This window comes from Candidatus Kirkpatrickella diaphorinae (assembly GCF_025736875.1).
Taxonomy (GTDB): Bacteria; Pseudomonadota; Alphaproteobacteria; order Acetobacterales; family Acetobacteraceae; genus Sorlinia; species Sorlinia diaphorinae.
In genome coordinates this window covers 633,825-660,455 of sequence record NZ_CP107052.1, presented here as the reverse complement: position 1 = coordinate 660,455, position 26,631 = coordinate 633,825, and the positions used below count along the sequence as shown (strand labels likewise).

Sequence of the window (26,631 nt, the reverse complement as noted above, 5' to 3'; positions counted from 1 at the left end):
GCGACCACAGGCGCGCACCCTGTCTCAGCTCAGCTTTCACCGCGTAAAAATGGTGTCACTCTATGAATGCAACGCGTTATCCCGCACACAGATGCGCGATGCATTGGTGGAAAGTCCCGCGAAATCCCCGACATCCGTCCCCGACATCATGACGGGCGCCTGCATCGCTTCCACAGCCTTCAGCAAAGCATGGCGATGCGGGTCATCCAGATGCACAAGGGGCTCATCCAGCAGCAAAGCCGGTGGCGCGCCGTGATGCGCGGCCACGATGGCGGCATGGGAGAGAATGATCCCGACGAGTAGAGTTTTCTGTTGCCCGCTGCTTGAAAACTGGGCCGAGCGACCCGTCACGCGGTCACAAATGGCATAATCCGCCCGATGCGCCCCAATGCGCGTGACACGTGCCTCCCTGTCCTGCATCCGCGACGAGAGGAGGCGCGCGCGCAGCCCGTCTTCCACCTCCAGGGCCGGCCTGTCCTGCAAGGCCTCACCGATATCACAAGTCAGCGCGATTTCCGGCAGGGGGAAGATCGGGTCACTGGGGCTTTCGAGATGAATGGCATCAATAAGCGCAAGGCGCTCCGCCGTGACGGCGACGGCGTGGCGCGCGATACTATCCTCCACCGCCGAAAGCCAGGCCGCCTCATCCGGTCGTTCTGCCAGCAGGCGGTTACGTTGTTGCACGGCTGTATCATGCGCCGCGAGCTCCCGCGCATGGAGCGGATTATTGGAAAAAACGAGCCTGTCAAAAAAGCGTCGCCGCCCCCCCGCGCCTTCCGAGAAAAGGCGATCCATCTGCGGTGTCAGCCAGATAACAGGAAAAAGCCCGGCAAGATCCGCCTGGGATTTAACGGACTGTCCATCAAGCTGCACCTGACGGCGCCCCGGCATGGCGGCATTATAGCCGACACCGACATCACGTGCGCCATGCCGGTCACGGATAATGGCCGCCACGCCCCAGCCATCCGCCCCGAAACGCGCCATTTGCGGCAAGGGCGCGCCGCGCAGCCCGCGGCCAGGGGAAAGGAGAGAGAGGGCCTCAAGCAGATTGGTTTTACCTGCACCGTTTTCACCGTAAAACACGGTAACAAGCGCATCAGGCACCCATGTCAGGCGCGCATAATTGCGAAACTGCGTCAGGACAAGTTTTTGCAGCAATGAACCGGTTTGAGCTTTCAGACGCGCATGGGCATGAGAACGAAAAGAACATTCTCATCCGTTGAATCGGTCACCAGCACAGGCGCGGCATTATCCGCGAAGGAAAACACGACTTCGGAATCGATCTGATCCGTGATGTCATGCAGGTAACGCGCCTGGAAGCCGATTTCGAGCGGTGTCGCATTATAGGCGACGCTATTTTCCGTAAGTTCCTCCGTCGCCGTGCCCTGGTCCTGGCTTTGCGCGGTCAGGGTCAGGACATTTTCACGCAGGGCCAGCTTAACCGGGCGGGAACGCTCAGTGCTGATCGCCGCGACACGCCCGACCGCGGTTGCGAAGTCCGATTTGCTGACACGTAAAATGCGGTCATTCCCTTTCGGGATGACGCGCTCATATTCCGGGAATGTGCCGTCAATCAGCTTGCTCGTCAGCTTCATCCCTTCCCGCTCGAAGGAAATGATGGTGTCAGAAAGCTTGATCAGCACATCACTCCCACCCTCATCGAGCAGCTTGCGCAATTCACTGATGGTTTTGCGGGGGATAATCACGCCCGGCATACCTGGCGCGCCGGGAGGGGCCGGGATTTCCGTCCGTGCAAGACGATGCCCGTCCGTCGCAACGGCACGCAAAGCGGGCTTACCGTCAACATCCGCGATGTGAAGGTAAATGCCATTGAGGTAATAGCGTGTTTCCTCCGTTGAGACGGCGAAGCGCGTCCGGTCGATCAGACGACGTAATGAGGCGGAGGGAAGTTTGAAATTATGGGAGAGATCCCCCGTCACCATCGTCGGGAAATCTTCAACCGGCAGGACGTTCAGGCTGGTCACGTAACGCCCGGCGCGCAAGGCCAGAGGGGCCGTCCCGCCTGCATGTTCCAGCTCAATCGCGACATCATCGGGGAGTTTGCGGACGATTTCGTAAAGCACGCTGGCGGCGACCGTGACAGCGCCATCCTGCGTGCCTTCCGCCTCCAGCACTTCAACCAGCAAAATCTCCATATCCGTGGCTGTCAGATGGATGCGGCCATTGCTATACTCAATCATGACATTGGCGAGGATCGGCACGGTATTCCGCCGCTCAACAACGCTCTGAATGTGCGCGAGCGCTTTGATCAAAGAAGATCTTTCAGCTTGAAATTTCATGAGATCTCGGAACCCCTGGCCACAATCGAAACACAACAAAATGAGATTAGCAGAGCAAGAAGCGTGGTGAAAGCCTACCCCTCCAACATACGTTTCAAAAGCTCAACATCTTCCGCAAAGGCGACATCACGCTCCATCAATTCCTGAACGCGGGAGACGGCGTGCATGACCGTGGTGTGATCACGATTACCGAATTTACGCCCGATTTCCGGCAGGGAGCGGCTGGTGAGGTGCTTCGCGAGAAACATCGCAACCTGTCGGGGCCGCGCCACGGCGCGCGCGCGCCGGGCTGAGGACATGTCCGTCAGGCGGATATTCCAGTGCTCCGCCACTTTTCGCTGGATCTCCTCAATCGTCACGCGCCGGTCATGGGCTTTGAGGATGTCATGCAGCACATCCTGCGTGTTTTCGAGCGTGACGGGGCGGCCGAAGAGATTGGCATGGGCGATGAGGCGGTTCAACGCGCCTTCAAGCTCACGCACATTGGAGGTGATTTTATGCGCGAGAAACTCAAGCACCTTGCCCGGCACGACAACGCCGGAAGCCTGCGCCTTGGCCTCCAGAATGGAGATGCGCAGCTCAAACGTCGTTGCATGAATGTCCGCCACCATGCCGCATCCCAGCCTGGTGCGCAGGCGATCCTCCAGCCCGGAAAGATCTGACGGTGACTTATCCGCACTGACAACAATCTGACGACCCGCATCCACCAGGGCATTGAACGTATGGAAAAATTCTTCCTGCGTATTGTCTTTGCCGATCAGGAACTGCAGGTCATCGATCATCAGCACATCGACACTGCGGAGATGCTCCTTGAACTCCATCGTCGATTGGGAGCGGATCGCCGCGATGAAGCGATACATGAATTTTTCGGCTGACATATAGGCGACGGAAACACCCCCCGCCTGCGTCAGTTCTGAGCCGATAGCGTGCATCAGATGGGTTTTGCCCAACCCGACCCCACCATAAAGAAAGAGGGGGTTGAAACCGGGGCTGGAAGGTTTTTCCGCCACGCGCCGCGCGCAGGCATAGGCAAATTCATTCGGTTTGCCGACCACGAAGCTGGAAAAGGTGAATCGCGGGTCCAGCGGGGCTGCGAGATCGTGCCGTGCTTCCGGGCCCGGGTTGGAAGGATTTTCCTCACCCATCTCAGCGCGATCCCGCGGCGCTGATGCGACAGGTGCCGAGTCGGGTGCCGGTTCCGCGATTGTGGCGGCGGTTGCCGGGCGGACGACCTGTAATTCAACGCGTCGGACAAGCGCATTTTCAGCGCGCCATAAAGCTTCGAGCCGGTCACCATACTGGCCGCGAATCCAGTCCCTTAGAAAGCGCGTCGGCAGGAGAAGCGTGACCTCATCTTCCTCCAGCGGGCCGAGGACGATTTGCAGCAGCCACGTTTTATATTCTACATCCCCGATCTCGGCACGCAGGCGCTCACGCACTTTAAGCCATTGTTCCGCAAGCTCTTCCGTTGAGCCTTCGACGCAGTTGAAGGCCGCCGCCTGTACCTTACCTGGACCCTCTTCCGCCATATGAACCTCGGACATTGCCATGCTGACCCGTTGCACTGTTTTGCATCAGGAACCGGACCCTTGCACGACAATTTTCAGAAAAACAGAAATCTATGAAAGCCGCCGTGAAGGGACAAGCCTCGCGAAAAAAGTTGAATTTTTTCTTAAGGGGTCAAAAATAAAGCGAGCACATCCGCGAAGATGTTGCTCGCTTCAACGGGCATCATAAAGCCCCTTCGCCAGGCTGAAGGCGTTTAGGCGGAGGCCAGCGCCTTGATCCGCGCTGACAGGCGGGACAATTTGCGTGACACTGTATTGAGGGAGACGACACCCTTGCCGACAGCGCGCTGCATCTCCGGCTGCGCCGCACGCAGAGCCTCACGCGCAGCGTCCTTGTCACCGGCCAGAATCGCCGTCTCGACTTTTTTCACGAAGGTGCGCACACGGGAGACGCGTGCCACGTTTCGCGCGCGGCGACGCTCATTCTGGCGGATGCGCTTGCGCGCGGATGCGGTGTTAGCCATGTTCTCTTTTCAGCCCTGTCCTGCTATTGGCCGGTTGACCCAGTGACGATGCCCCGAATGCCGTCCTTCCTGTGACGATCTCCGAAACACCGATGTTCCGGTGCCGATTTATCCAGTCTCACGGCGCAGGTCAAGCATTCTCTTACTCAAATCGCGGTCTCATCGTGTTTCCTGGCAAAGAGGGCAGAAAAAACTGGAGCGTCCCCCCTGCACAGCCCGGTGGATCACACCCTTGCGCGACTGGCGGGCACATTGGGGGCAGTCCTGCCCGGCGCGGTCATAGACGAGGTGCAGGTCCTTATACCCGCCTTTCTCTCCATCAGCGCCAACGTAATCCCGTAATGTTGAGCCCCCCGCCGCAATCGCCGCCGCCAGCACGAGATGCGTTTCCCTGACGATATAAGAGATATCCGTGGCGGCAAGGTCACGCCCCTTCGTGAATGGATTGACCCGCGCACGGAAGAGTATCTCGCAGACATAAATATTCCCGAGCCCGGCCACGACACGTTGATCCAGCAAAATGGTTTTAATCGCGGCGGATTTTCGCAAACTGGCGGCGGAAAGATAATCTGGGGAAAAATCCGCACCGAGGGGCTCAGGCCCTAAAAGAGCGAGAGACGGCCAGTTTCCCTCATTCGCCGTCCGCATCAGGTCAATTGCGCCGAAACGACGCGGGTCAACAAAGCGCAACTGCAAACCATCGGGAAAATGGAAAATCACATGCGTGTGGCGGGCAAGCGCCGCTTCCATGTCAGCGAGGACGAAGCGACCGGACATGCCAAGATGCACGATGATGCTGTCGCCACGGTCCGTCCTGATGATCATGTATTTTCCTCGGCGCGTCAGCTCTGTCACGCAGGCGCCGGCGAGGCGTGCGGAAAAATCAGGGTCAATCGCGCGGCGCAAACCGGCGCGGATAACGTCCACGGATTGGATACGGGATTTCAGGACACGTCGCGCAATGCCCTGCAAGATTGTTTCAACTTCAGGAAGTTCCGGCACTTTTTGATGACCCGTATTGAAAAGAGGCGATGCCGTGAGGGCTGGATGAACCGCACAGCTCGTCCCTGAACGGACGTCGCGCTTCGCCCGCCCTGCAGGGGCTTTCTATATGGCACTGGCATCCGGGCGCGCAACACGATATTAAAGACACTTATGAGAGAGATATCTGCACATGACACGCCCCCGCCCATCGGCACGCCTGATGATGATGTGACGGATTTCGGTTTCCGCAGCGTCCGCAAGGATGAGAAGAAACCTCTGGTACGCGGTGTGTTTGATAGTGTCGCGAAGCGCTATGATGTCATGAATGACGTGATGTCACTCGGCATTCATCGTGTCTGGAAGTCCATTTTCATCCGGTCTCTTCTGCCACGGCCCGATATGACGCTGCTTGATCTGGCTGGCGGCACGGGTGACATCTCTTTCGGCTGGCTGCGCCATGGCGGTGGCCCTGCCATACTGACAGATATCAACGAATCGATGCTCCGTGTCGGGGAGGAGCGCGCGGCTGAACGCGGGCTGACGGGCAGAATGTCGTTCTGCGTCGTGGATGCGGAGGCCATCCCCCTGCCCGATTGCAGCGTGGATCGCGTCGCCATGGCTTTCGGGCTGCGCAATTGCACGCAGAAAGATGCGGTGCTGGCTGAGGCCTTTCGGGTTTTGAAGCCCGGTGGACGTTTCTGCTGCCTCGAATTTTCCCATGTTGAAGTCGCTGCCTTGTCCACAATCTATGATTTGTGGTCTTTCAAGGTCTTGCCGCGCATGGGTCAGATGATCGCGAAGGATGCGGCGAGCTATCAATATCTGGCGGAGAGCATCCGCACCTTCCCGGATCAGGAGACGCTGGCCAATATGATGCGGGAAGCCGGGTTTGAACGTGTGAAATATCAAAATCTGACGGGCGGCATCGCCGCGATCCATACGGGTTGGCGCCTGTAAATATGGCGAAACGCATTCTCCTCATCATCACAGGCGGGATCGCCGCTTATAAGGGGCTGGCTTTGATCCGCCTGCTCAAAAAAGAGGGGCATAACGTCAATGTCGTGCTGACAGAGGGCGCCCTCAAATTTGTGACGCCGCTTTCGGTGCAGGCTTTGGCGGGCACGGAACCGCACACCGCGCTTTTTTCCCCGACGGAAGAAAGCCGTATCGGGCACATCGCCCTGAGCCGCGACGCCGATATGATCGTGGTCTATCCCGCGACCGCCAACATCCTTGCCAAAATGCATCATGGTTTCGCGGATGATCTCGCCTCGACCATCCTCCTCGCCACGGACAAGCCAATTCTTGTCGCGCCGGCGATGAATCATCGCATGTGGAACCATCCGGCAACGCAGCAAAATGTTGACGCCCTGACGGCGCGCGGCGTGCGCTTTGTCGGGCCAGAGGAAGGCGACATGGCCTGTGGCGAATATGGCCCGGGCCGCGCCGTTGAGCCGGAAGAACTCGTGCAGACCATTCGTGAAACCCGCGCGGATAAGATTTCGGACATTGCCAGCGGCCTGCGCGTGCTTGTCACGGCCGGGCCGACCCATGAGGCTATTGACCCGGTCCGTTACATCGCCAATCGCTCATCCGGCAAGCAGGGTTACGCGATTGCGGCCGCCTTCGCGCAATGCGGTGCGCATGTCACGCTGGTGAGTGGTCCAACATCACTCCCTGCCCCTGAAGATGTGGCACGCATCCATGTGACCACAGCGGAGGAAATGTTTTACGCGTGCCAGCATGTTGGCCCGGTTGAAATCGCTGTCTGTGTCGCTGCCGTGGCGGATTGGCGCCTCGAAACACCTTCGGCGCACAAGCTGAAAAAGGGTGAGGAAGAGCGTCTGCAACTCGCTTTGGTCAGAAACCCCGATATTCTGGCATCGATTTCACAACCAGGCCCGACGCGCCCCCCTCTCGTCATAGGTTTTGCAGCGGAAACTGATGATGTTCAGGAGAATGCGGCGCAGAAACGCACCCGGAAAAATTGCGACTGGATTGTCGCGAACGGTGTCGATGCGCAGAATGCCCCTTTCGGGCAGGATGACAACACCGTCATGATCATCGATGAAACGAGCACCGAGACCTGGCCCCATCTCCCGAAGGAGGAGGTGGCCGCGCGTCTCGTGCAGCGCGCCGTCCAGGCGGTTCGCGCAAGAACTTCCCATTCAGTATGAGGTCTTCCATGCCTGTAACTCAAGACATGATAAGCGGCCTCAAGGTGCGCGTCGTGCGGCTGCCACATGCGGCGGGGCTCGCCCTGCCACGTTACGCCAGTGACGGCGCGGCCGGATTTGATTTTATCGCGGCGATTGAGGCGGATTTTGTCCTCGCGCCCGGGGCGCGCGCCCTGATCCCGACGGGCCTCAAACTGGCATTGCCGCACGGATACGAATTGCAGATTCGCCCGCGTTCCGGCCTTGCGCTCAAAAACGGCATCACTTTGCCCAACACGCCCGGCACGATTGATGAGGATTATCGGGGTGAGGTCAAAATCGTCATGATCAATCTCGGCGCGGAGAGTTTTGTCATCTCACGCGGGATGCGGATCGCGCAGGGCATCGTCGCACCCGTGACGCGTCTGGAATGGCAGGAAGTGACGTCTCTCGACGAGACTTTGCGCGGCGAAGGGGGCTTCGGGAGCACAGGCGCCGCGCATTGAAACCATGACGTGATGTCAACCGGGAGAGCGGTGAACGCTGATGAAAACGCACCGATCGAGACTCAAGGCGGATCCGCTTCTCGGATTTTTATGGGCGGCGGCGCTTTTCATCATCTCATTTTCTCTGCTTGCATGGTTGCCGCGGCAAACTGCCGCTCTCCCGCCGAAAAATGCCGCCCCGATGGATGCGGAGGGGCTTGAGGTCTTCTCCGCCTTCCTCGTCACGCTTCTGCGCATGGTCATGGCGCTTCTGATCAGCCTGCCCGTTTCCTTCATCCTGACATCACTGTCACGCCGACGCCATATTATGGGCGTGACGCTGTCGGCACTGCTCGACCTTTTACGTTGTGCGCCCTTTATTGGGCTGATCGTGATTTTCGCCTTCATCAATTATGATCTCGCGATTATCCTCACCACCGCCACGAGTTTCGCCGTCCAGATCGGCTATGCATCGCGCGTCGCGGCGGCGGAAGCGCCCCCTGCCCTGATTGAACTCTGCCGGGCATTGGGATTGACGCGTTGGCAGATGTTCTGGCGATGCAAGGCCCCCATCCTCACACCCGGCATTATCGCCGCGCTCGGTGCGGCCATGCCGCTGGCGTGGCTGACCCTGATCGGCGGGGAGTTCATTCTTTCACACCGGGAAAGTCACGTCATTTCACTGGGGCTGGGCAGCTTGCTGCGGAACGGTTTTGCGGAGGGCCACGCATCAGTCTGGGTCGGCGCTTTGATCGCCACCGCCATCATTGTGCTCGGTTTCGAATGGATGGTGATCAACCCGGCGCGACACTGGTCTCAGCGCTTCCGGCTTCAAACCGCTTCACTTGTAGAGGAGAGTCGTTTTTACAGTTTTTTCCATCGCAGATTAGCTTCCAGCCTCCTTTTGAAATTCCTGCACCGTCAGGCGCTTTCCTTTGCCAATCGGCGTCTGCGGCGCACGAAAGTGGCACAACACCTTGACCTGACGCATGACCCCACGCCGCCCACACGTGCGAAGCTGCTCCCCGCGATATTGATTGTGATCTTCGGGCTGATGATCGGGTTTGACAGGTTTGCGCTTCCCCCCTTTCATATTCCGCTCGAGATTTTCGCTTCCCTCGCTGAAACGGCGTTCATCGTCCTGCTGGCATCGGCCATTGCGTTGGCGATCTGGCTGCCTCTGAGTGTTTTGATGCGCAGGCGGGTCGCGGCGCATCGGCCGATCCCGCGGCTTCTGAAATTCTGGACGCTCTTCCCGACATTTCTTGTTTTTCCTTTTCTGACGGATCTTCTCCCCACTAATGATTTCCCGCCTCTGACACTGACGCTCCTGTTCGTTTTTCTTTCAACCCAGGCGGGGGTTGCGGTGCATTGTTTTGAGGCCTTTCAACAATTCCCGACCGACCTGCTGGAGGTTGCGCGCAACCTTAATATGCGCGGTATCTTATGGTGGCGGAAAGTGTTTCTGCCCTGCGTCACGCCCTCACTGCGTCAGAACCTGGCGCACAGCGTGGTGATGGGGTGGCATAACGCCCTTCTGGCGGAATTGATCGTGGCCCTCCACGCCCCTACCCATGCTCCCGCTTTGGGCGTCGATCTGATCCAGGCCGTGACGCGCGGTGATGTGGCCGTAACTTTGATGCTCGTCATGCTCGTGACCGCCACTGCGTGGCTCTGTGTCCGCCTGATCGAACAAGATCCTTCGGAGGCGGCCTGATGCGCGCGCGCTCCATCATATCAGCGTCCTTTTGCCAAATTGAGGATGAAAGAGAGAAAACATCATGATGGAACCGCTTCTCTCCATTCGCGATTGCAGCAAAACCTTTCATAATGAGGGTCATAAAGATATCTCCCTCCTGGAAGATATCAGCTTTGACCTCTATCCTGATGAAATTGTGGGTATTGTTGGCCGTGCCGGGTCGGGGAAATCTTCCCTTCTGCGGATCGCGGCGGGGCTGATCCCTCCCACCACCGGAGATATTTACTGGAAAGATCAGGCGCTTAACGGCCCGACGCCGCATATCGGCATCGTTTTGCAGTCATTCGCCCTCTTCCCGTGGTTATCCGTCGCGGAAAATGTGATGCTCGGTTTGCAGGCCCAGCGTTTCCCGCCGCCGGAATGTGAGACGCGGGCACAACGCATGATCGACCTGATCGGGTTGGGCGGCTATGAAAACGCGATGCCGCATGAATTATCGAAATCCATGCTGCTGCGCGCCAGTCTTGCGCGCTCCCTCGTGATGGGGCCGGAAGTTCTGCTGCTCGATGAGCCTTTTGCGGATCTCGACGTCCTCAGCGCGGAAAATCTCCGCACCGATCTGATTTCCCTTTGGACGGAAAAGCGCCTGCCCACCCGCTCCATCCTGATCGTCACGCATAATATTGAGGAGGCCGTCCTCCTCTGTGATCGCATTCTGCTCTTCTCATCCAATCCGGGGCAGATTGAGCATGAGCTTGAAGTGCCCTTCATGCATCCGCGTAACCGCAATGACATGGCGTATCAGGGTTTTGTCGACCATATTTACACGATCCTGACGCGCCGCACGCCGATCGTCTCCGAGGCTGAATTGCCCGTGGAGGAATCCGGGCTCCAGAAAATGGAGGCACCGCCTTCGGTCGTTCTGCCCGCCATACCGGTCACGCTTCTCGTCGGGTTGCTGGAGGCCGTCGCGGCGGAGCCATTCAATGGGCGCGCGGATCTACCGCCGCTTGCGACAAGCCTGCAAATGTCGCTGGATGATCTCTTCGCGATCGGCGACTCGCTCCATCTTCTAGGCCTGGCGGAGCTGGAAGATGGCGACATCATCCTGACTGACCTCGGAAGCCGCTTCGTTTTAAGCGATCATGACGGACGCAAGGATATGATCGGGACCAGCCTCCTCCATACCGTCCCGCTCATCCGGCAGATTCGCGCGGCTCTGGATGAGGCGCCCTCTCACGTGATTGAAAAAAGCACCTTCCTGGAAGCCATGCGGGAGACGATGTCCTCCTCCTACGCCGCGCAGACATTACAAACGGCCATTAATTGGGGCCGGTACGGGGACCTCTATGATTTCGATGAAGAGACAGATCGTTTCCGTCTCATTGACCCGGATTAAAGCGCGTCGCGGTCTCAGACATCGTCACGCATGAGGGACAGAAATTGCCGTCGCGCTTTTTGCAGTTTGGGCGCGACGACCGCATTGCAATAGGCGTTTGACGGGTTCCGCGCGAAGAAATCATGGTGAGAGGCTTCCGCCTCCCAGAAATGGGCGGGGCCGCTGATCTCTGTCACCACATTCGGGCCCCATAATGCGGGAGATTTCGCCTCCTGCAAAGCGGCCTCCGCCGTGACGCGCTGCTCCGGCGTGAGGGCGAAGATGACGGAGCGATATTGCGTGCCAACATCATTTCCCTGGCGGTTAAGCTGGGTCGGGTCATGCGTTAGAAAGAAAATCTGGAGGAGTTGACGGTAAGAGATGACGTCCGGATCAAAAACGACCTGCAGCACTTCCGCATGACCCGTTTCACCCGTGCAGACGGATTTGTAGTCAGGGTGCGTCATATGTCCGCCTGCATAACCTGGCAGCACGCTTTCAACGCCCTTCAGCTTCCGAAAGATCGCCTCGGTGCACCAGAAACAACCATTCCCGAATAACGCAATTTCAGATCGGCGCATCCACCCCTCCCTTTACTTCTCTTAATCCCAAGTAAGGATAGCGCCATCCGCCCTGCACCTTACAAGCGTTAAATCGGATGTGACTTGCTTCATGGCGGTGACGGTATTATCAGCGTCAAACGTCATCATGACATGCCCTGCCTGGCTGGTTTGATCAATTCAGCGAGGAGACATCGCCGAGGATTGCTCATGCCCGTCTATCGCTCCCGCACCACCACTCATGGCCGCAACATGGCCGGCGCACGTGCCCTGTGGCGCGCGACGGGGATGACGAATGCGGATTTTGACAAGCCGCTGATCGCCATCGCCAATTCCTTTACGCAATTTGTGCCCGGCCATGTTCATCTGCGTGATCTCGGGCAGATCGTGGCGCAATCTGTGGCGGAAGCCGGGGGCATCGCGCGGGAGTTCAACACGATCGCGATTGATGACGGGATCGCGATGGGCCATGGCGGGATGCTTTACAGCCTGCCATCCCGTGAGCTGATTGCCGATTCTATTGAATATATGGTCAATGCGCATTGTGCCGATGCGCTTGTCTGCATCAGCAACTGCGACAAAATCACGCCGGGCATGCTCATGGCCGCCCTGCGACTCAATATACCCGTGATCTTCGTTTCCGGCGGCCCGATGGAAGCCGGAAAGCTGAACCGGCCCGGCATTAATCATGCGCTGGACCTCGTCGACTCCATGGTCGCCGCGGCCAACCCCAATGTGTCCGACGCGGATTCCGCCGCGATTGAAGAGGCAGCCTGCCCGACCTGCGGCTCCTGCTCCGGCATGTTCACCGCAAATTCGATGAATTGCCTGACCGAGGCGTTGGGTCTCTCCCTTCCCGGTAATGGCAGTCTCCTCGCGACCCATGCGGCGCGGCGAGAGCTTTTTGTGCAGGCCGGACATGTGATCGTCGATCTGGCCAAACGTTATTATGAGCAGGATGATGGTCGCGCCCTGCCCCGGTCCATCGCGAATAAGCAGGCTTTCGAAAATGCGATGAGCCTCGACATCGCCATGGGGGGATCAACCAATACGGTGCTGCACCTCCTCGCCGCCGCGCGGGAGGGGGAAGTTGATTTTCAGATGCAGGATATTGATCGCCTCTCCCGCCTTGTGCCCAATATCTGCAAAGTCGCCCCCGCCAAAGCGGATGTGCATATGGAAGATGTCCACCGCGCAGGCGGCGTGCCCGCCATTTTAGGGGAGCTTGATCGCGCAGGGCTGATCCACCGGGAGGCCCTGACCGTCCACGCGCCGACCATGGCGGAAAGCCTCGCGGCATGGGACATTGTCAATGGTCATGAAGCCGCCAGAATGCGTTTCCTTGCCGCGCCGGGCGGGGTGCGCAGTGCGCAGGCCTTCTCGCAGGCGAGCACTTATCACGACCTTGACCTTGACCGGAGTCACGGCGTCATACGTGATCGCGCCCATGCTTTTTCCCAGGATGGAGGGCTTGCTGTGCTTTATGGAAATCTGGCGGAAGATGGGGCCATCGTCAAAACGGCTGGTGTTGCGGAAAAGCTTCTCACGTTCTCCGGCCCGGCGCGCCTGTTTGACAGTCAGGAAGATGCTGTCTCCGCTATTCTTGGGGGGCGGATCACGCATGGGGATGTGGTGGTCATCCGTTATGAAGGGCCGCGCGGCGGGCCGGGTATGCAGGAAATGCTGTATCCGACCAGTTATCTTAAATCCAAAAACCTCGCAGAAACCTGCGCCCTGATCACGGATGGACGGTTCTCGGGGGGGAGTTCGGGCCTGTCGATCGGCCATATCTCGCCCGAAGCGGCTGAAGGGGGGCTGATTGCTTTGCTGGAGGAAGGCGACCAGATCGAAATCGACATTCCGCAGCGCCGGATGAAGGCCCTGTTGCGTGACGAAGTTATCGCCGCGCGCCGGGCGCGTATGGAAGCACGCGGTCCCGCAGCCTGGACGGCCGCGCGTTCCCGCCATGTTTCGGGCGCGTTGAAAGCCTATGCCGCTATGACGACAAGTGCCGCGCATGGTGCGGTGCGGGATGTCACCACCCTCACCCCTTCACCCAAACGCGATTAAAAGCAGGGCACACGCATGTGGAGGGAGACTTGCCCGCGCGTCAGTTGATCGCGTTCAGGCGGGCCACGGCTTTTTCCAGACGGGCGATATCATCCGCGAAGCTCGCCGCGCGGGCGCGATTTTCCTCAACGACTTCAGGTTTCGCGCGCTCGATGAAGGCCGCATTGGCGAGCTTCTTCTCGACCTTCTCCAGCTCACTGCGCGCTTTTTCAATTTCCTTCCCCACGCGGTTTTTCTCAGCGGTCACGTCAATCAGGCCCTCAAGGGGCATGACCAATGTCGCGCCCTGCAGGACGCTGAGCGCGGCCGAACCAGGCGGTGCACCATCGAGCATGTCGATTGTCTCAAGCCGCGCCATTCTCTCAATAACGGGGCGCCACGCTTCAATGCGTGCCGGGATTCCTGCACCCGCTTCCTGCAGAAACACCGCGATCTTCTGACCTGCCGGCACATTCATCTCCGCCCGCAAAGCCCGGATTTCCGAGATCAGCGCGATAATCCACCGGACTTCGTCAATCGCCGGGTCACTCTGCGCATTCTCCGAGAATTTTGGCCCGGCTTCAGAGGGCAATGCATTTTGATGGCCGAGATTTTCCCATAGCACACTGGTGACGAAGGGAATGACCGGGTGCAATATCGTGAGAATTCTGCTCAGAACGTAAGACGCAACGCCTTGGATCTCTCCCCGCGCAACAACATCCTCACCTGTAAAGAAGGGCTTCGCAAACTCAAGGAACCAATCGCAGAAAATGTTCCAGACAAAGCGATAAGCCTGCCCCGCATAGTCATCGAAACGATAATGATCAAGCGCTTGCTGCGCCGCGCTTAAAGCCATATCGGCTTCTGCCAGAAGCCACTTTGCCAAAGGGGTCTGCACCGCAGCGGGGTCAAAAGCCGGGTCCGCCTTGACGCCATTCATTTCGCAGAAACGCGCCGCATTCCATAGTTTCGTGATGAAGCTGCGATAATCCTCAACGCGCTTGCGCCCGAAGCGGATATTGCGGCCCGGCCCCGCCAGCGCACAGATCGCCATGCGCGTCGCATCCGCGCCATATTCCGCGATCAGCTCCAGCGGGTCCAGCCCGTTACCTTTGCTTTTTGACATTTTCTGGCCGTGCTCGTCACGCACGAGCCCATGAATGACAACTGTTTCAAAGGGCGCTTTACCCGTGAAATGCAGCCCCATCATCATCATGCGAGCCACCCAGAAAAAGATGATATCAAAGCCGGTCAGAAGCACGCTGGTCGGGTAATATCGCGCCAGCTCCGCCGTCTTCTCCGGCCAGCCGAGTGTCGAAAAGGGCCACAAAGCGGAGCTGAACCAGGTATCCAGCACATCTTCATCCTGAGTCAAAGCCACGTCACGCCCATAATGCGCGCGGGCCTTCCGGCATGCGCCCACATCGTCATGCGCCACAAAGACCGTGCCATCGGGGCCATACCATGCCGGGATGCGATGCCCCCACCATAATTGGCGACTGATGCACCAGGGCTGGATATCCCGCATCCAGGCGAAAAACGTGTTTTCCCATTGCTGGGGCTCAAATTTTACGGATTTATCCTCAACAGCCTGTATCGCGGGCTGCGCCAGCGTCTCAGCATCGCAGAACCATTGCGTCGTCAAGCGAGGCTCCACCACGGCGCCACCGCGTTGGGCATGCGGTATGCTCAGGCGGTGCGGTTCCACTTTGACGAGGAAACCCATTTCCTCCAATTTTGCGACGATCAGCTTGCGCGCTTCAACGCGATCAACGCCCGCCAGCTCCCTGACGAAAGCAGTGTCCGTGACATCCTGTACGTCGCGCAGATCACCCGCAATTTCGTCAAGGGAGACGGCAGCCTGCGCATCAAAAATACTCGGCATGGCGAGGTTATGACGCCGACCGAGTGCAAAATCATTAAAGTCATGCGCCGGGGTGATTTTCACCGCCCCCGTCCCTTTTTCAGGGTCGGAATACGTGTCCGCAACGATGGTGATCTCGCGCCCGACGAGCGGCAGGATAATGGTCTGGCCGATCATCTCGCGGTAACGCGTATCATCGGGATGCACCGCAACCGCCATATCAGCCAGCATCGTTTCCGGACGTGTCGTGGCCACGGTGATCCGCCCGCCATTTTTCAACGGGTAGGCAATATGCCACATGGAACCGTTGACATCCCGGTTCTCGATTTCAAGATCAGATATCGCCGTGCCGAAGACCGGGTCCCAATTGACGAGCCTCCGATCCCGATAAATCAGTTTCTGCTCATAAAGCGTGACGAAAACCTCCCGCACGGCGCGGGAAAGGCCATCATCCATCGTGAAGCGCTCACGCGTCCAGTCCGCCGAGGCACCAAGCTGACGAAGCTGGGAGACAATTGTGCCACCGTAAGTTTCCTTCCAGTCCCAGACGCGGCGCAGAAATGCCTCGCGACCGAGCGCCGTGCGGGAGTGCCCCTCCTCTGCAAGTGCTTTCTCGACGACGAGTTGTGTGGCGATGCCGGCATGGTCCGTGCCGGCCTGCCAAAGCACATTGCGGCCTTCCATACGCTTTGCACGGATAATAATGTCCTGAAGTGCAAAATTAAGTGCGTGGCCGAAATGGAGAGAACCCGTCACATTGGGCGGCGGAAACATAATGGTGAAGGCCGCCCCGTCCTTTGCGGGGTCCGCTTTGAAAAACCCGGCATCCTCCCATTCCTTGTAAAGGCGCGCTTCAAATTTGGAAGGATCAAAGGATTTGTCCAGCATGGCATACCTATAGAGTGGGCGACGTCAACAGCGAGCCCATAGCAAAAAAACCCGTTTATGGCACCCTGCAAACAGGTATCGAGATGGATAAAGCGTTAATAAGGGGTGCGGGCCGATTAGAATTTGGCCCGAAACACTGGGCCTGACGCCATCAACGACCTGGCTGCTGGGTGGCAACGTCGCTGATGCCCCATAATTTGTGCCGCACGGCCTTGTAATAGGCCTTCTCGTCATAAAGGGGCACATTGATTTTCAGGTCAGAGGCTGTCAGGCGTCCGATCGCGGCGGCAACCGTATAGGATGATTTCACGAGCCCGGCGAGATTCTGGATAAGGGCCGTCTGAGATTGTAAAAGTGTCTGCTGCTGCTGCAAAACGGCGAATGTCGTCGCTGTGCCCACAACGGCCTGCTGCTCAATCCCGTCCAAAGCAACCACGTTGGCGTAAATCGCCTCACGGTTACTGGTGAGAGAGTCGCGATAAGCGCGCATTTGCTGCCAGTTTGCCGAGGCGAGCTGCGCGGCACGGCGACGTTCCACATCGGTTGCGCGGCGCGCCGCCAGATATTCCTGCCGCGCCTCGCGCACAGCCGCATATTCCGCGCCACCTTGATAAATCGGGAGGGATAACGTCAGCAAGGCGTATTTATTATCAGTTTCAAGGCTGCCATAACCCTGATTTTTGACACGCTGATAGGCTGCCGTTGCGGAAATCTGCGGCATCAGCGCCGACATCGCGACCGAAAAAGCGTCCCTCTTCGCTGCCTGCATGAAAAGGGAGTTGATGACGTTCGGGCTGTTTTCCCCCGCCATGCGCACGATTTCAGCTTCGTTTTTTAACGGAATGATCAGAGGTTGCGGCGCTTTAAGGTTTGGCGCGGCGGGGATGCCCACGACCTGCAGATAAGTTGCCTGCGCCGCCTGCAAGCTGCCCTCCGCATTGCGCAGATTCGCTTCAGCGTAGGACACGGCGGCCTGCGCCTGCGCGACATCTGTTTTGGTGATTTCACCATCGCGGAAACGGATACGCGTCGCCTCAAGCTGTTGAGAGAGGACGCGCTTATTATTCATGTTGATCTGAAGAAGCTGCTCCGCCTGCACCACGCCGATATAAGCATCGACTGTATCGAGGAAAACCTGTTGCTCGGTCGCGATAAGCTGCGCGCGTTCCGCACGGACGGTATTCTCCGCCTGGTGGGTTTTCGCTGTGGTCTTGCCACCTTGATAGATCGGCTGTTGAATGGTCACACCGGCGGAATAACCTGGCGTGGCGTAGGAGCGGTTCGACGCCGGTGTGCCGAAGGGGGAACCGGGTGACGCGGACTGCGCCCCGTAAGCGTTGAAACCCTTATAATAGCTGCCTGCGAGATTTGCCTGAATAGTCGGACGCCATCCCGCGAGGGCCTCGGGCACCTGCTCGTCCGTTGCACGAAGCTTGGCGCGCTCCTGCTGCAAAGTGGGGTTTGTGAGGTATGCCGATGCGAGGGCTTCCTGCAAAGTATGGGGGATGAATTTCGGCGAGCCCGCGCCATCATATGTCTGCCCCAGCGCAGTCCCTGAGCTGCATATTGCCAGAAGTCCAACACTAATTGACGTGGTCGGCTTTACCGCGCGCATCATGATCCTGTCGTGCCCCTATGTCCGTCACCCAGCATAACCCGCTACAAAGCAACCCACCATAGCGAGACAGGGACCATACTACGCCCGCAACATTAGGAAAACGAAAAAGGCGCCCCCTACCACGATCAACGCGTTTTGCCCTTGACGTGTGACGGGAGATAAAGAGATATAGGCGCCACAGCCGAGGTCCGGTGGCAGAATGGCTATGTAGCGGACTGCAAATCCGTCAATGTGGGTTCGATTCCCGCCCGGACCTCCACCTTGCATAAAAAATGCGGGTTTTTCAGCACTTTAGGAAATTGTTTTACAGTTTTGGGTGCGCTGTTTTACAGTTTTATTTTGTCACATCAAAACGCCGTAAGAGCGGATCTCTCCCAAGCAAGGCCTCTCAGCAACGCGGCGCGCCCCACCCTTGATGCTTTCTTCAACCTTCGGCACATTGCGACGGCGGGAGCAATTGCGGTCATAAAATGACCGGGCCATGTGAAGAGTCATCTGGGCCGCCAACGTGATGGCGCTCAGATTGCCTACCTTGGCAGCGCTCATGGGTGCATCAAAGTGTCTTAGATCGAAATTGCTTTGAGCTCATTGCCGTAACTTGACAGCACTAATTTTTCAGACCACAATTGTGGGATGAAATATAAGCAAGGTGGGAATCGATGTTCAAGGAGGTGCGCGAGCAAGTTATCATAGATGATCCCGACGACGTCGAACGAGCACTTCGTGAGATTCATTTGACAAAAGAGGGTGTCCTCGCCATTCGAGATAGATCGTATGGTCACTATCTAAACACGAGCCCTTTGGCTCCTCGGACCGCACCGGGCGTGAACGCTTACAATACCGGGATTGAAACGGCTCGCGAGATTTACTGCGTTTTAGGTTGGATTCCTGATCGTAAGAGGGGAATTGAAACCATCATCCACGTGGAGTCGGGTATTAGGGTCGGATATCATAGTGTCACCCAAGCTTGTAATCGGTACATATGTCCTCAACCAATTTCAAGGAAGGGTCCAGCTTCCGAAACGCTTTGTGAGTTAAATTTTTTTTACAAAAGTCGGTATCGAATTACCGCTTTACCAGCCAAAAGCTGAGAAACGAAAGCCGGTCTATTTCATTATGGTTGACAGGAAAGGAGCTGTCGAAGTTTCTCTTCCAGTCTTAAAGGCAGGATCGTATATCTCGATGGCAAAGCGCATCTTCGTCAGCGACGGCTCAGATATTGACACAGAGAATTTTGATTTTGAGAGACGAGATGAATCTCCGCTGGACGATTTTGATATCGAGGTATCCCGCCGGGAAAACTAATCATGTTTTGCCGTAAGCGATTGACCCTTGCTCGCGAACGCCGCGGCTTGACCGGTCGCCAATTGTCTGAGCTGAGCGGCATCAATGCGGTCACGATTTCGCGCTTGGAAAGTGGCCCAACTGAATCTCCGTCGTCAGACACTTTGGCTCGCCTTGCTCAAACTTTGAATTACCCAGAAGCTTTTTTCTTCAAAGAAGCGCCGGAGCAGCTCCAAACAGATATTGTTAGCTTTCGCAGCATGAAAAAAATGAACGCTGCGCAACGCAATGCCGCACTTTGGGCAGGATCGCTTGGATTGGAGATTTATGATTGGCTTGAGCAAGAATATTATTTGCCAAAACCATCCCTTCCTGATCTCAGACTTATCGGAGACGCGGAGACCGCTGCAAGCCACTTAAGGCAAGAGTGGGCTTTGGGTGATCGACCCATTGGTAATGTTCTCCGACTACTCGAATCAAAAGGCGTTCGCATTTTGTCGCTTGAGGAAAAAAACAAGTCGATCGACGCGTTTTCCTTCTGGCGTAACGAAAGACCGTTCATTTTTCTCAACACGTTCAAAACTCCAGAACGCAGCATTTTCGATTGTGGTCACGAATTAGGGCATTTGGTTCTGCACAAACATGGTGATCTTCCTAAGTCGGGAAGATCGAAGTCCAACAATGGTAGTGAGTCGGAAGAAATTGACGCCGACCGTTTCGCATCTGCGTTTTTAATGCCGGAGCACGATGTCAAAGCGGTGATCCCACGGAATTTCATCAACGCGCGACGCATCATTGACGCGAAAAAACGTTGGAAAGTCTCTGCTATGGCTCTAACACGCCGACTTCATCGATTAAAAATGCTCAGCGATTGGCAGTATCGGACGCTATGTATTGATTTAAGTCGATCTGGGTATCGAACCTCCGAGGCCGAAGGCATCGAAAGAGAGACATCCGTGGTCTGGGACAAAGTTTTGAAAGATATGTGGTCCAGAAAGATGACGAAGGAAGATTTAGCTAGACACCTCAATATGCCTCACGACGAGGTCGAAAAGCTTGTGTTCGGATTGGTCGGTAAGATTGCGGCCCCCGAAAAAAGTAAGCGACACCTGACTGTCGTTTGATTTGTCAAGCCTAAGGATCCGGCCCTTTGAATACCGACGTTTAGAAATATGGATTTTAGTCGCTCAGCTATATAAGAAGCCTCAAGCGCCTCGATTGTGCGTAAGCGTATTGCTTCTAACGCGATCGTTTCATCGCGCCACCTTCCAAGAGATCGATCTGTCCTCCGTCCCGCTCAACGCCCAAGCGTCGCGCGCAGTGCGGCGTTGATGCGTGACTGCCAGCCCGGGCCTTGCTGGCGATAGGTCTCGACGATGTCTGCATCCAGGCGCAACGTGACCTGAGTTTTCGTTGTCTCCTTACGCGGGCGGCCGCGGCGGACGATGCGGGACCCTTCGCGAATGGTCGCGGCGTCGAAAAATGCGTCCGTGAGTTCGGGCGCATCGTCCGGGTCACGCAATTCGGGCTGACCAGAGCTTTGTTTCTTTCTCATGTGCATACCTCATTGAAATAATGCGCCGCGATTGACCCCTTGGTGTCCATACGATCACAACAAGACGTCCTGACAAATGCCCGGCGGTGATGAAGCGAGGCTTGTCATAATCAAAACGCGTATCTTCGACGGTCGCAGTCCGCCCCGAGAACACCGACGCGGCATCACGGAAATCGAGGCCTCGTTCGCTCAAGGTCTTCTCTCGCTTCGCGGGATCGAATGTGATGCGCATTATTTTATGTAGCTACATTATAATCAGGAGTCAATCTTTTTTGTAACGACAAAAATGAATAGCCGTCGGCTGAAGCATTTGCAGGCAGGACAGGAGCGCGATTCTGGATTCCCTCTATCCAACGGCAATACATGCGATTGGTTGAGCCATTCCCTCTTGAAACTCCACCGTGCCTCAGACGCGCGTTTGTTTCGTGGAATTGCTGTTTGTCTGCGGCAATCATCCGGGTAAGGCGTCAAGACGACTATCGTGACATGAGAAGAGTTGACGTTGGCCCGACTTCGAAGTACTCTATGACAAGATAGGCCTGCCCCTTAAATACCACAGTTAAGGCCCCTGCCGAGGCGGATTTTACCGTTTCAGCGTCCGTAAATCATCCTGATAAGCCGTTTATTTCGAAATCTTGACGCCATCCCGGTATCAACCGGTTCTGCGCGCCAGGATCCCGAATGAAAAAGCGCCCGTCACCGGCTGAGGCCATCGTGCTTCCGCAAGGGCCATCACTTTAATGCCAAAGTCAATCCAGCTAAGGCCACTCCAAGAATGGCCAAATGGCTTGCACTCCCGATGGGAAATGTCGGGAAAATGTCAGGTTTCGACGTCGCAAATGCGTCCTGACAGTGTCTGACGTCAACCAGTCCAATCGGCGCTTCCGAATTTCGTAGAGCCGTCCAAGCCCCTATGCTTATCGAAATCATGAGTCGCGCGCGGCGGAAGCCGTTTAGCACGCAATCCATGACGCCCGTCTGACCGGCAGGCGAAGCTTTTCCCGGCGCCCGCATCGTGCCCGCCTCCCAGACAAATCACGGCAACTAAAAAATTCCGGTCTTTTCAAAAAGGAAAATAATAATGGCAATCACTGGCCCGACATCCGGTTACGCGGCGGGTGAACAGACAAATCTCACTCAACTCGATTATGCGCAGGAAATCCGTTTCGGTGTCGCCCCTTCAGACGGTTTCAGACGCCTGCGCCACGCTGGTGAAACACTCGCCGTGCAGGACATCACTGCGACACCTGATGAAATCAACGCCATACCGGAGGAGGCCGAGACCGTTCTCACCGGTCGAAGCACAAGTGGATCAATTTCCGGTTTGCTGTCCAATGAAACCTATGATGATTTCATTGCAGCCATCATGGGGATAGAGTGGTCGGAAGGCACGACCTACCAGGCGACGGATGATGCCCATCTCCCGGCACTGTTATTGACGTACGAGGCTTTCGAATTTTCGACATATGAGAATTATTCCGTCATGTCGGACTGGCCTGTTAACGGGCTGGTCAAAATTGCTCTCGGCGAGTTGACACTCATCCTGCCCTACACGACCAGAATTATCGGGAAACACGGATCGTCAACCGACACGCTGTCATTTTCACGCCAGGCGGGTGAGGCATATTTCAAGCAGTTTTTCCCGGATCGGGCGATCACGGAAAGGATTATCTGTCCGCAGGGATTTACTTACACCCCTGTCGGAATTGTGAATGGTTCAGTCGGGAAAACCTTCGCCCTGCGCAAAACAATCTCGGATCGCCATCATTTATTTACCGGCAATATGGTCTCGCAAATCCAGCTGAACTTTCAGGCGCAGCAAACGCCGACAATTCAGATGGATTTTATCGGGGCGAATCTTGAGCTGACAGACGTGTCGAACCTGGAATATGTCGCGGCCGCCACGACGACACGCATCATGGAGGCCGGGAATTTCAGCGCCTTTTTCATTGACGGGACGTCATATGATGGCGCCGTCCAATCCGCGACCCTCACCCTTACCCGAAATGGCGCCGCGCAGGATCAGGCACTCGGCGGGATGGGCGCCGCGGGCATCCAGTTTGGCGCATTGAAGGTCACGCTGGAAGCGCAGATTTATTTCCGCAATGACGCGCTCATCCAACTTTGGCAATCCGGCAGGAAAGTGCAGATATCCTTCAGCATTGTGGATGATCAAGGCAAGGGCTACCAGTTCATATTGCTCAATGCGCAGCTCTTCAATTTTACAGCGCCGATTGATCAAAAAAACAAGACAATGATCTTGCGCCTGCCCTTCACCGCGCACCCCTATCCTGGCGGCGGCACCATCGCCGTGCACCGTATCGGATAGGCGATATCAGGTTTCGTCCGCGACATTCGCCCGTGACGGAAGCCTTTCCGCGCGTTGGCGCCATTTTATCGTGGATAGCGGCCGGACTGCGCGATTTTGACGCAGTGACCGCTTTGAGAAGCTCTTCACAAAAACAAGCAAGAAATTCGGCGATTCAAAAGCCGTGAGAGGTAAATCATGTCCAATTCCGACTCAAATATCTGTGCTCCTGAGGGCCTCGTCCTTGATGAATATACTGTGTCCGGAGATGGCGGCCGTACGCGTTCAACCATGGCGGATGTCGTGAAGAACATTGACGGGCTGGCCAGCGCCGTCGCCTCCATGACTCAGCTCGCCGCTGAAACACAGGAGAAGGCGCAGAATGCCGCCACCAATGCCTATGACGCGATGGAAGCTGCCGGGTCAGCGTTAGAGGAAGTCGACAGGGCCCTTAAATCTTCCGACGTTTACATCCCGGACCATGATGCGGTGCCCGGGATGGTGAAAGGCATGGTCCAGGGCGCGACGGGCCGTTTTACGCGGCCGATTATCGGCCAGGGTTATCAGCAGACCTGGAATGACCCATCCGGGCGCGCCGGCACGTCTCATATCAACATCAAGCCTTCCGGCGTCGGGGGGCACTGGTTTTACGATATAGAGACATACACAACCTCGCTCGACACGGATGCATGGGGCGCGGCGCTCTATTCCGGCTGGGGATACGCTCATTTCGGTAAACCGAAAACGTCAGCTTCTGTCTGGATCGGCAGGCCGGATTCCGGCAGTTGGCAATATCTTAACTACTTCTGCGCGCCGACATCCTTCATCTGGAATAATGATGTCACGCACGCGAAATCCGTCGATGTGGGATGGGTGGCGCGTGGCGGCTCCGGGCAGGCGACAGATGGCACGTTGAGCTTCCGCGGCAGCATGCTCGGACCGGACACGAATGATTTTACCGATCTGGGAACGGCAGATAACCGCTTCAGGAATCTCTATCTGTCCGGCAATGTGCAGATGACGTCGGATATCAAGGTCAAGCGCGTCATTGAAGATCTGCTCGACCTTGATGCCAGCTATCGGGACAAGTTGCTGGCCTTTTACGATGCTCTGCACCCGAAGCTTTTCCGTTACAAAGCCGATATGACTGAAGGAGCGCGGGAAGCCCCTCTCCATGTCGGCGTTGTTGCCCAGGATGTTGAAGCCGCCATGCTCCATGCGGGTCTCGACCCAGCGGACTGGGCGCTCTGGAGTCAGCAACAGCGTTACGAGCAAGTACAAATCCCGGAAGAAATGCAGGCGCAGGAACTGACGGTCAATCCGGAGACGGGTGAGAAGAAATCCTTCACCCCCCCGGTACAGAAATATCGTTATGAAACCCGACCTGTCCTGGATGAAAATGGGCAGCCGATCTGGATGCAGGCGCTTATTTACGCCGAGCTGCAAATGCTCCTGAGCGTGTGCGAGCGCCTGAAACGGGAAGCTGTGGAGCAGAAACAGGCCGATTTGGAAAAGCGCCTCGCAGCGTTGGAGGCGGCTCATGGCGTCTAATCCCGGTTACGGCGTGCCGGTCAAGACACGCCTTAACGTGTCGGGTCCGCAAAATCTGCCGCAAGCGCTATACGGCGACATTGTTTACTGCCTGGTCCTGTCCGGGAATGTCGCCCTCACCATCGAAAAAGGCCATCCGGCAGAACGCCAGTCCATGACGCTCGTCATTCAGCAACCTGTCTATGGCGGGTGTGAACCGACATGGCCTTCTGATGTGCATTGGGTGGAAGGGCGGATACCGTTTATCGACAGCCGCCCCGGGGCCATCAGCGTCGTGACTCTGACGCGATTTGATGAATCCGGCTTGATATTCGGGAGGATGGGGTTTTGAGCAAGGACGTCAAAATTCCGACAACGGGTTATGTTGAACATGATGGCGTTCTGGCGTGGGGTCCGGCCGCCATCAATGAATTCAAAACCGTCACCATCGACCGGCCCCGCCGCGTCATGCGCTTTCTAATCGATGGCGATTTCTCCGACCCGAACGCCTCCAATATTCCGGTTTCCATTTCCGTCTATGACGGGACCCTTCCGCTTTTCAGTGCGGTTGGCCTGCGCAATGTGCAAGGCCAATCGAGTCAGGAAGCGATGAAGAAAAACTTCAATCTCAAATTGCGGCGTCCCTCGAACGGAAAAAAGCTTTATGTGAAAATGGGTGACTGGTCGCCCGTCTCGACGATCACGCTGAAAGGTTACGGCACGGATCGGACAATGGTGCGAGAAACCACCACAACCGAGCTGTGGCGACAGATGCATGCCCACCCTGATCGTCTCCTGGCGCCGATGTCAGCTTATAAATATTGGGACAAGCATGATCTCGGCATGCATCTGACGGCGTCCTTCAGCACGTATGGCCTGCCATGTGAATTATGGTGGAACGGGAAATTCCAGCAACTCGTCGTCTGGCGATCACGCACGACCAACGATGATTATCTAATGGACGATTCCAATCGTAACCACATCCTGATGCAGGCTGAGCATTTGATCGACCTTTGGGGTCGTGATTTTGACAGCACAGGATGGTCGATCCAATCCCCCAAAATCAAAGATTATGAAGAGCAGGATGACATCTCACAAAAAGCCCCCGTCGTGCAGGCGGCGTGCGAAAGGCTGTTCAGATGGTTCCAGGCTTGTCGCGCCGATGAAACCCGGTTGCGACAGGAGATGCATCAATATCTGCACCTGAAATCATGGCTCGATTATATTTTGCTGGTCAATGTGACCGGGTCCTATGATTCATTTCAGAATAATTTCTTCCTTGGCACGTGGGATGCGAAGAAGTGGAGCATCTGGCCGTTTGATCATGACCGCGCCTTCGGGGTGTCGGCATGGCAGGACATCAACCAGGCCGCGCCGGATAAAATCGGGTGGATCACGCAGCGTGGTTATCCTGCTGATCAGGATCCCGGATTTCTGGACATCCTTACGCGCCGCCTCCGCCCTGAACTGCGTGCCAGATGGGCGGAACTGCGTGGAAGCGGGATCATCTCAACTGACAATCTGAAGAAGATCATCCTGCGCCAGATCGCCCTGATTGACCGGGATTCGATGGTGGATGACCTCAAAATCTGGCCGCTCTGGGGCAATAACACAGTCCGGGTGGATATCCCCTATGATGGGCGCTGGACAGTCTCCTACATTATTGACTGGTTCCGCCAGCGCGTCGCCTGGATGGATCAGGAGTGGGGATACCCGCAGGAACAGGATCAACTCAGATGACCCCTTCCCATCGCGGCGGCCAGACGTTCTCCCCCTTCTCTCAGACGGAGCGGCACCACGCATTCAGTACGCGAAAAAACGACGAGTATATGTGCGGATCGGTGATTGGCGGGGCATTGATGTTGCCTGAAAATCAAAATCAATTTATAATGAAGCGTCGGTAAAAATATCGATTTCAAGAAATTGGAAGAGACAGTTAAT

Annotated in this window: 21 protein-coding genes and 1 tRNA gene; 12 read left to right on the top strand and 10 right to left on the bottom strand. The window is 56.6% G+C overall.

Going from position 1 to position 26,631, the window contains the following annotated elements:
• Positions 1-60: 60 nt before the first annotated feature.
• The 5 genes from recF to mutM form a co-directional block, all read right to left on the bottom strand.
• Positions 61-1,158, bottom strand: coding sequence for a DNA replication/repair protein RecF (gene recF, locus N5W20_RS02990; RefSeq protein WP_319807439.1), 1,098 nt, complete (start codon positions 1,156-1,158; stop codon positions 61-63).
• A 17-nt stretch (positions 1,159-1,175) separates the two neighbouring features.
• Positions 1,176-2,300, bottom strand: a complete 1,125-nt coding sequence (gene dnaN, locus N5W20_RS02985) for a DNA polymerase III subunit beta (protein WP_319807438.1) — start codon at positions 2,298-2,300, stop codon at positions 1,176-1,178.
• Between the two features lie 74 nt (positions 2,301-2,374).
• On the bottom strand, positions 2,375-3,850 hold the full coding sequence (dnaA, locus tag N5W20_RS02980) for a chromosomal replication initiator protein DnaA (protein WP_319807437.1): 1,476 nt from the start codon (positions 3,848-3,850) through the stop codon (positions 2,375-2,377).
• Between the two features lie 212 nt (positions 3,851-4,062).
• Complete coding sequence (rpsT, locus tag N5W20_RS02975; RefSeq protein ID WP_319807436.1) at positions 4,063-4,332, bottom strand: 30S ribosomal protein S20; 270 nt, start codon at positions 4,330-4,332, stop codon at positions 4,063-4,065.
• 159 nt (positions 4,333-4,491) lie between these two features.
• Positions 4,492-5,334: a bifunctional DNA-formamidopyrimidine glycosylase/DNA-(apurinic or apyrimidinic site) lyase gene (mutM, locus tag N5W20_RS02970; RefSeq protein ID WP_319807435.1), complete on the bottom strand. Its 843-nt coding sequence runs from the start codon at positions 5,332-5,334 to the stop codon at positions 4,492-4,494.
• 153 nt (positions 5,335-5,487) lie between these two features.
• Here mutM and N5W20_RS02965 point away from each other — a divergent pair, with 153 nt between their 5' ends.
• The 5 genes from N5W20_RS02965 to N5W20_RS02945 all read left to right on the top strand — a co-directional run bounded on the left by N5W20_RS02965 (position 5,488) and on the right by N5W20_RS02945 (position 11,055).
• Complete coding sequence (locus tag N5W20_RS02965) at positions 5,488-6,273, top strand: class I SAM-dependent methyltransferase (protein WP_319807434.1); 786 nt, start codon at positions 5,488-5,490, stop codon at positions 6,271-6,273.
• Positions 6,274-6,275: 2 nt separating this feature from the next.
• Entirely contained in the window at positions 6,276-7,493 is a 1,218-nt protein-coding gene (coaBC, locus tag N5W20_RS02960) for a bifunctional phosphopantothenoylcysteine decarboxylase/phosphopantothenate--cysteine ligase CoaBC (protein WP_319807433.1), read from the top strand.
• An 8-nt stretch (positions 7,494-7,501) separates the two neighbouring features.
• Positions 7,502-7,978, top strand: a complete 477-nt coding sequence (dut, locus tag N5W20_RS02955) for a dUTP diphosphatase (RefSeq protein ID WP_319807432.1) — start codon at positions 7,502-7,504, stop codon at positions 7,976-7,978.
• A 40-nt stretch (positions 7,979-8,018) separates the two neighbouring features.
• Complete coding sequence (locus N5W20_RS02950) at positions 8,019-9,674, top strand: ABC transporter permease subunit (protein WP_319807431.1); 1,656 nt, start codon at positions 8,019-8,021, stop codon at positions 9,672-9,674.
• Positions 9,675-9,738: 64 nt separating this feature from the next.
• Positions 9,739-11,055, top strand: coding sequence for an ABC transporter ATP-binding protein (locus N5W20_RS02945; protein WP_319807430.1), 1,317 nt, complete (start codon positions 9,739-9,741; stop codon positions 11,053-11,055).
• A gap of 14 nt (positions 11,056-11,069) precedes the next feature.
• On the opposite strand, the gene msrA is transcribed toward N5W20_RS02945, so the two are convergent.
• Positions 11,070-11,615, bottom strand: a complete 546-nt coding sequence (gene msrA / locus N5W20_RS02940; protein WP_319807429.1) for a peptide-methionine (S)-S-oxide reductase MsrA — start codon at positions 11,613-11,615, stop codon at positions 11,070-11,072.
• 189 nt (positions 11,616-11,804) lie between these two features.
• On the opposite strand from msrA, the gene ilvD reads away from it, so the two are divergent.
• Positions 11,805-13,664 (top strand): dihydroxy-acid dehydratase, encoded by a 1,860-nt coding sequence (gene ilvD, locus N5W20_RS02935; RefSeq protein WP_319807428.1) that lies wholly within the window; start codon positions 11,805-11,807, stop codon positions 13,662-13,664.
• A gap of 40 nt (positions 13,665-13,704) precedes the next feature.
• Here the strand turns inward: ilvD and N5W20_RS02930 are convergent, their stop codons facing one another.
• Complete coding sequence (locus N5W20_RS02930; RefSeq protein ID WP_319807427.1) at positions 13,705-16,395, bottom strand: valine--tRNA ligase; 2,691 nt, start codon at positions 16,393-16,395, stop codon at positions 13,705-13,707.
• A 151-nt stretch (positions 16,396-16,546) separates the two neighbouring features.
• Positions 16,547-18,013 carry a TolC family outer membrane protein gene (locus N5W20_RS02925; RefSeq protein ID WP_319807426.1) on the bottom strand — a complete coding sequence of 489 codons (1,467 nt, stop codon included), beginning with the start codon at positions 18,011-18,013 and terminating at the stop codon, positions 16,547-16,549.
• A 185-nt stretch (positions 18,014-18,198) separates the two neighbouring features.
• Here N5W20_RS02925 and N5W20_RS02920 point away from each other — a divergent pair.
• Both N5W20_RS02920 and N5W20_RS02915 read left to right on the top strand, forming a co-directional pair.
• Positions 18,199-18,272 (top strand) — tRNA-Cys (locus N5W20_RS02920).
• A gap of 1,048 nt (positions 18,273-19,320) precedes the next feature.
• Complete coding sequence (locus tag N5W20_RS02915; RefSeq protein ID WP_319807425.1) at positions 19,321-20,421, top strand: XRE family transcriptional regulator; 1,101 nt, start codon at positions 19,321-19,323, stop codon at positions 20,419-20,421.
• A gap of 173 nt (positions 20,422-20,594) precedes the next feature.
• Here N5W20_RS02915 and N5W20_RS02910 read toward each other — a convergent pair whose 3' ends face one another.
• Together N5W20_RS02910 and N5W20_RS02905 are read right to left on the bottom strand one after the other, a co-directional pair.
• Positions 20,595-20,852 carry a BrnA antitoxin family protein gene (locus tag N5W20_RS02910; protein ID WP_319807424.1) on the bottom strand — a complete coding sequence of 86 codons (258 nt, stop codon included), beginning with the start codon at positions 20,850-20,852 and terminating at the stop codon, positions 20,595-20,597.
• Positions 20,812-21,084, bottom strand: a complete 273-nt coding sequence (locus tag N5W20_RS02905) for a BrnT family toxin (protein ID WP_319807423.1) — start codon at positions 21,082-21,084, stop codon at positions 20,812-20,814. The genes N5W20_RS02910 and N5W20_RS02905 overlap by 41 nt, the downstream gene beginning before the upstream one ends.
• Positions 21,085-21,933: 849 nt before the next feature.
• Here N5W20_RS02905 and N5W20_RS02900 point away from each other — a divergent pair.
• From N5W20_RS02900 to N5W20_RS02885, 4 genes are all read left to right on the top strand, one after another.
• Positions 21,934-23,181 (top strand): phage tail tube protein, encoded by a 1,248-nt coding sequence (locus tag N5W20_RS02900; protein ID WP_319807422.1) that lies wholly within the window; start codon positions 21,934-21,936, stop codon positions 23,179-23,181.
• 177 nt (positions 23,182-23,358) lie between these two features.
• Complete coding sequence (locus tag N5W20_RS02895; RefSeq protein WP_319807421.1) at positions 23,359-24,711, top strand: tail fiber domain-containing protein; 1,353 nt, start codon at positions 23,359-23,361, stop codon at positions 24,709-24,711.
• Positions 24,701-25,042, top strand: a complete 342-nt coding sequence (locus N5W20_RS02890; protein ID WP_319807420.1) for a hypothetical protein — start codon at positions 24,701-24,703, stop codon at positions 25,040-25,042. The genes N5W20_RS02895 and N5W20_RS02890 overlap by 11 nt, the downstream gene beginning before the upstream one ends.
• Complete coding sequence (locus N5W20_RS02885; protein WP_319807419.1) at positions 25,039-26,430, top strand: CotH kinase family protein; 1,392 nt, start codon at positions 25,039-25,041, stop codon at positions 26,428-26,430. The genes N5W20_RS02890 and N5W20_RS02885 overlap by 4 nt, the downstream gene beginning before the upstream one ends.
• Positions 26,431-26,631 lie beyond the last annotated feature (201 nt).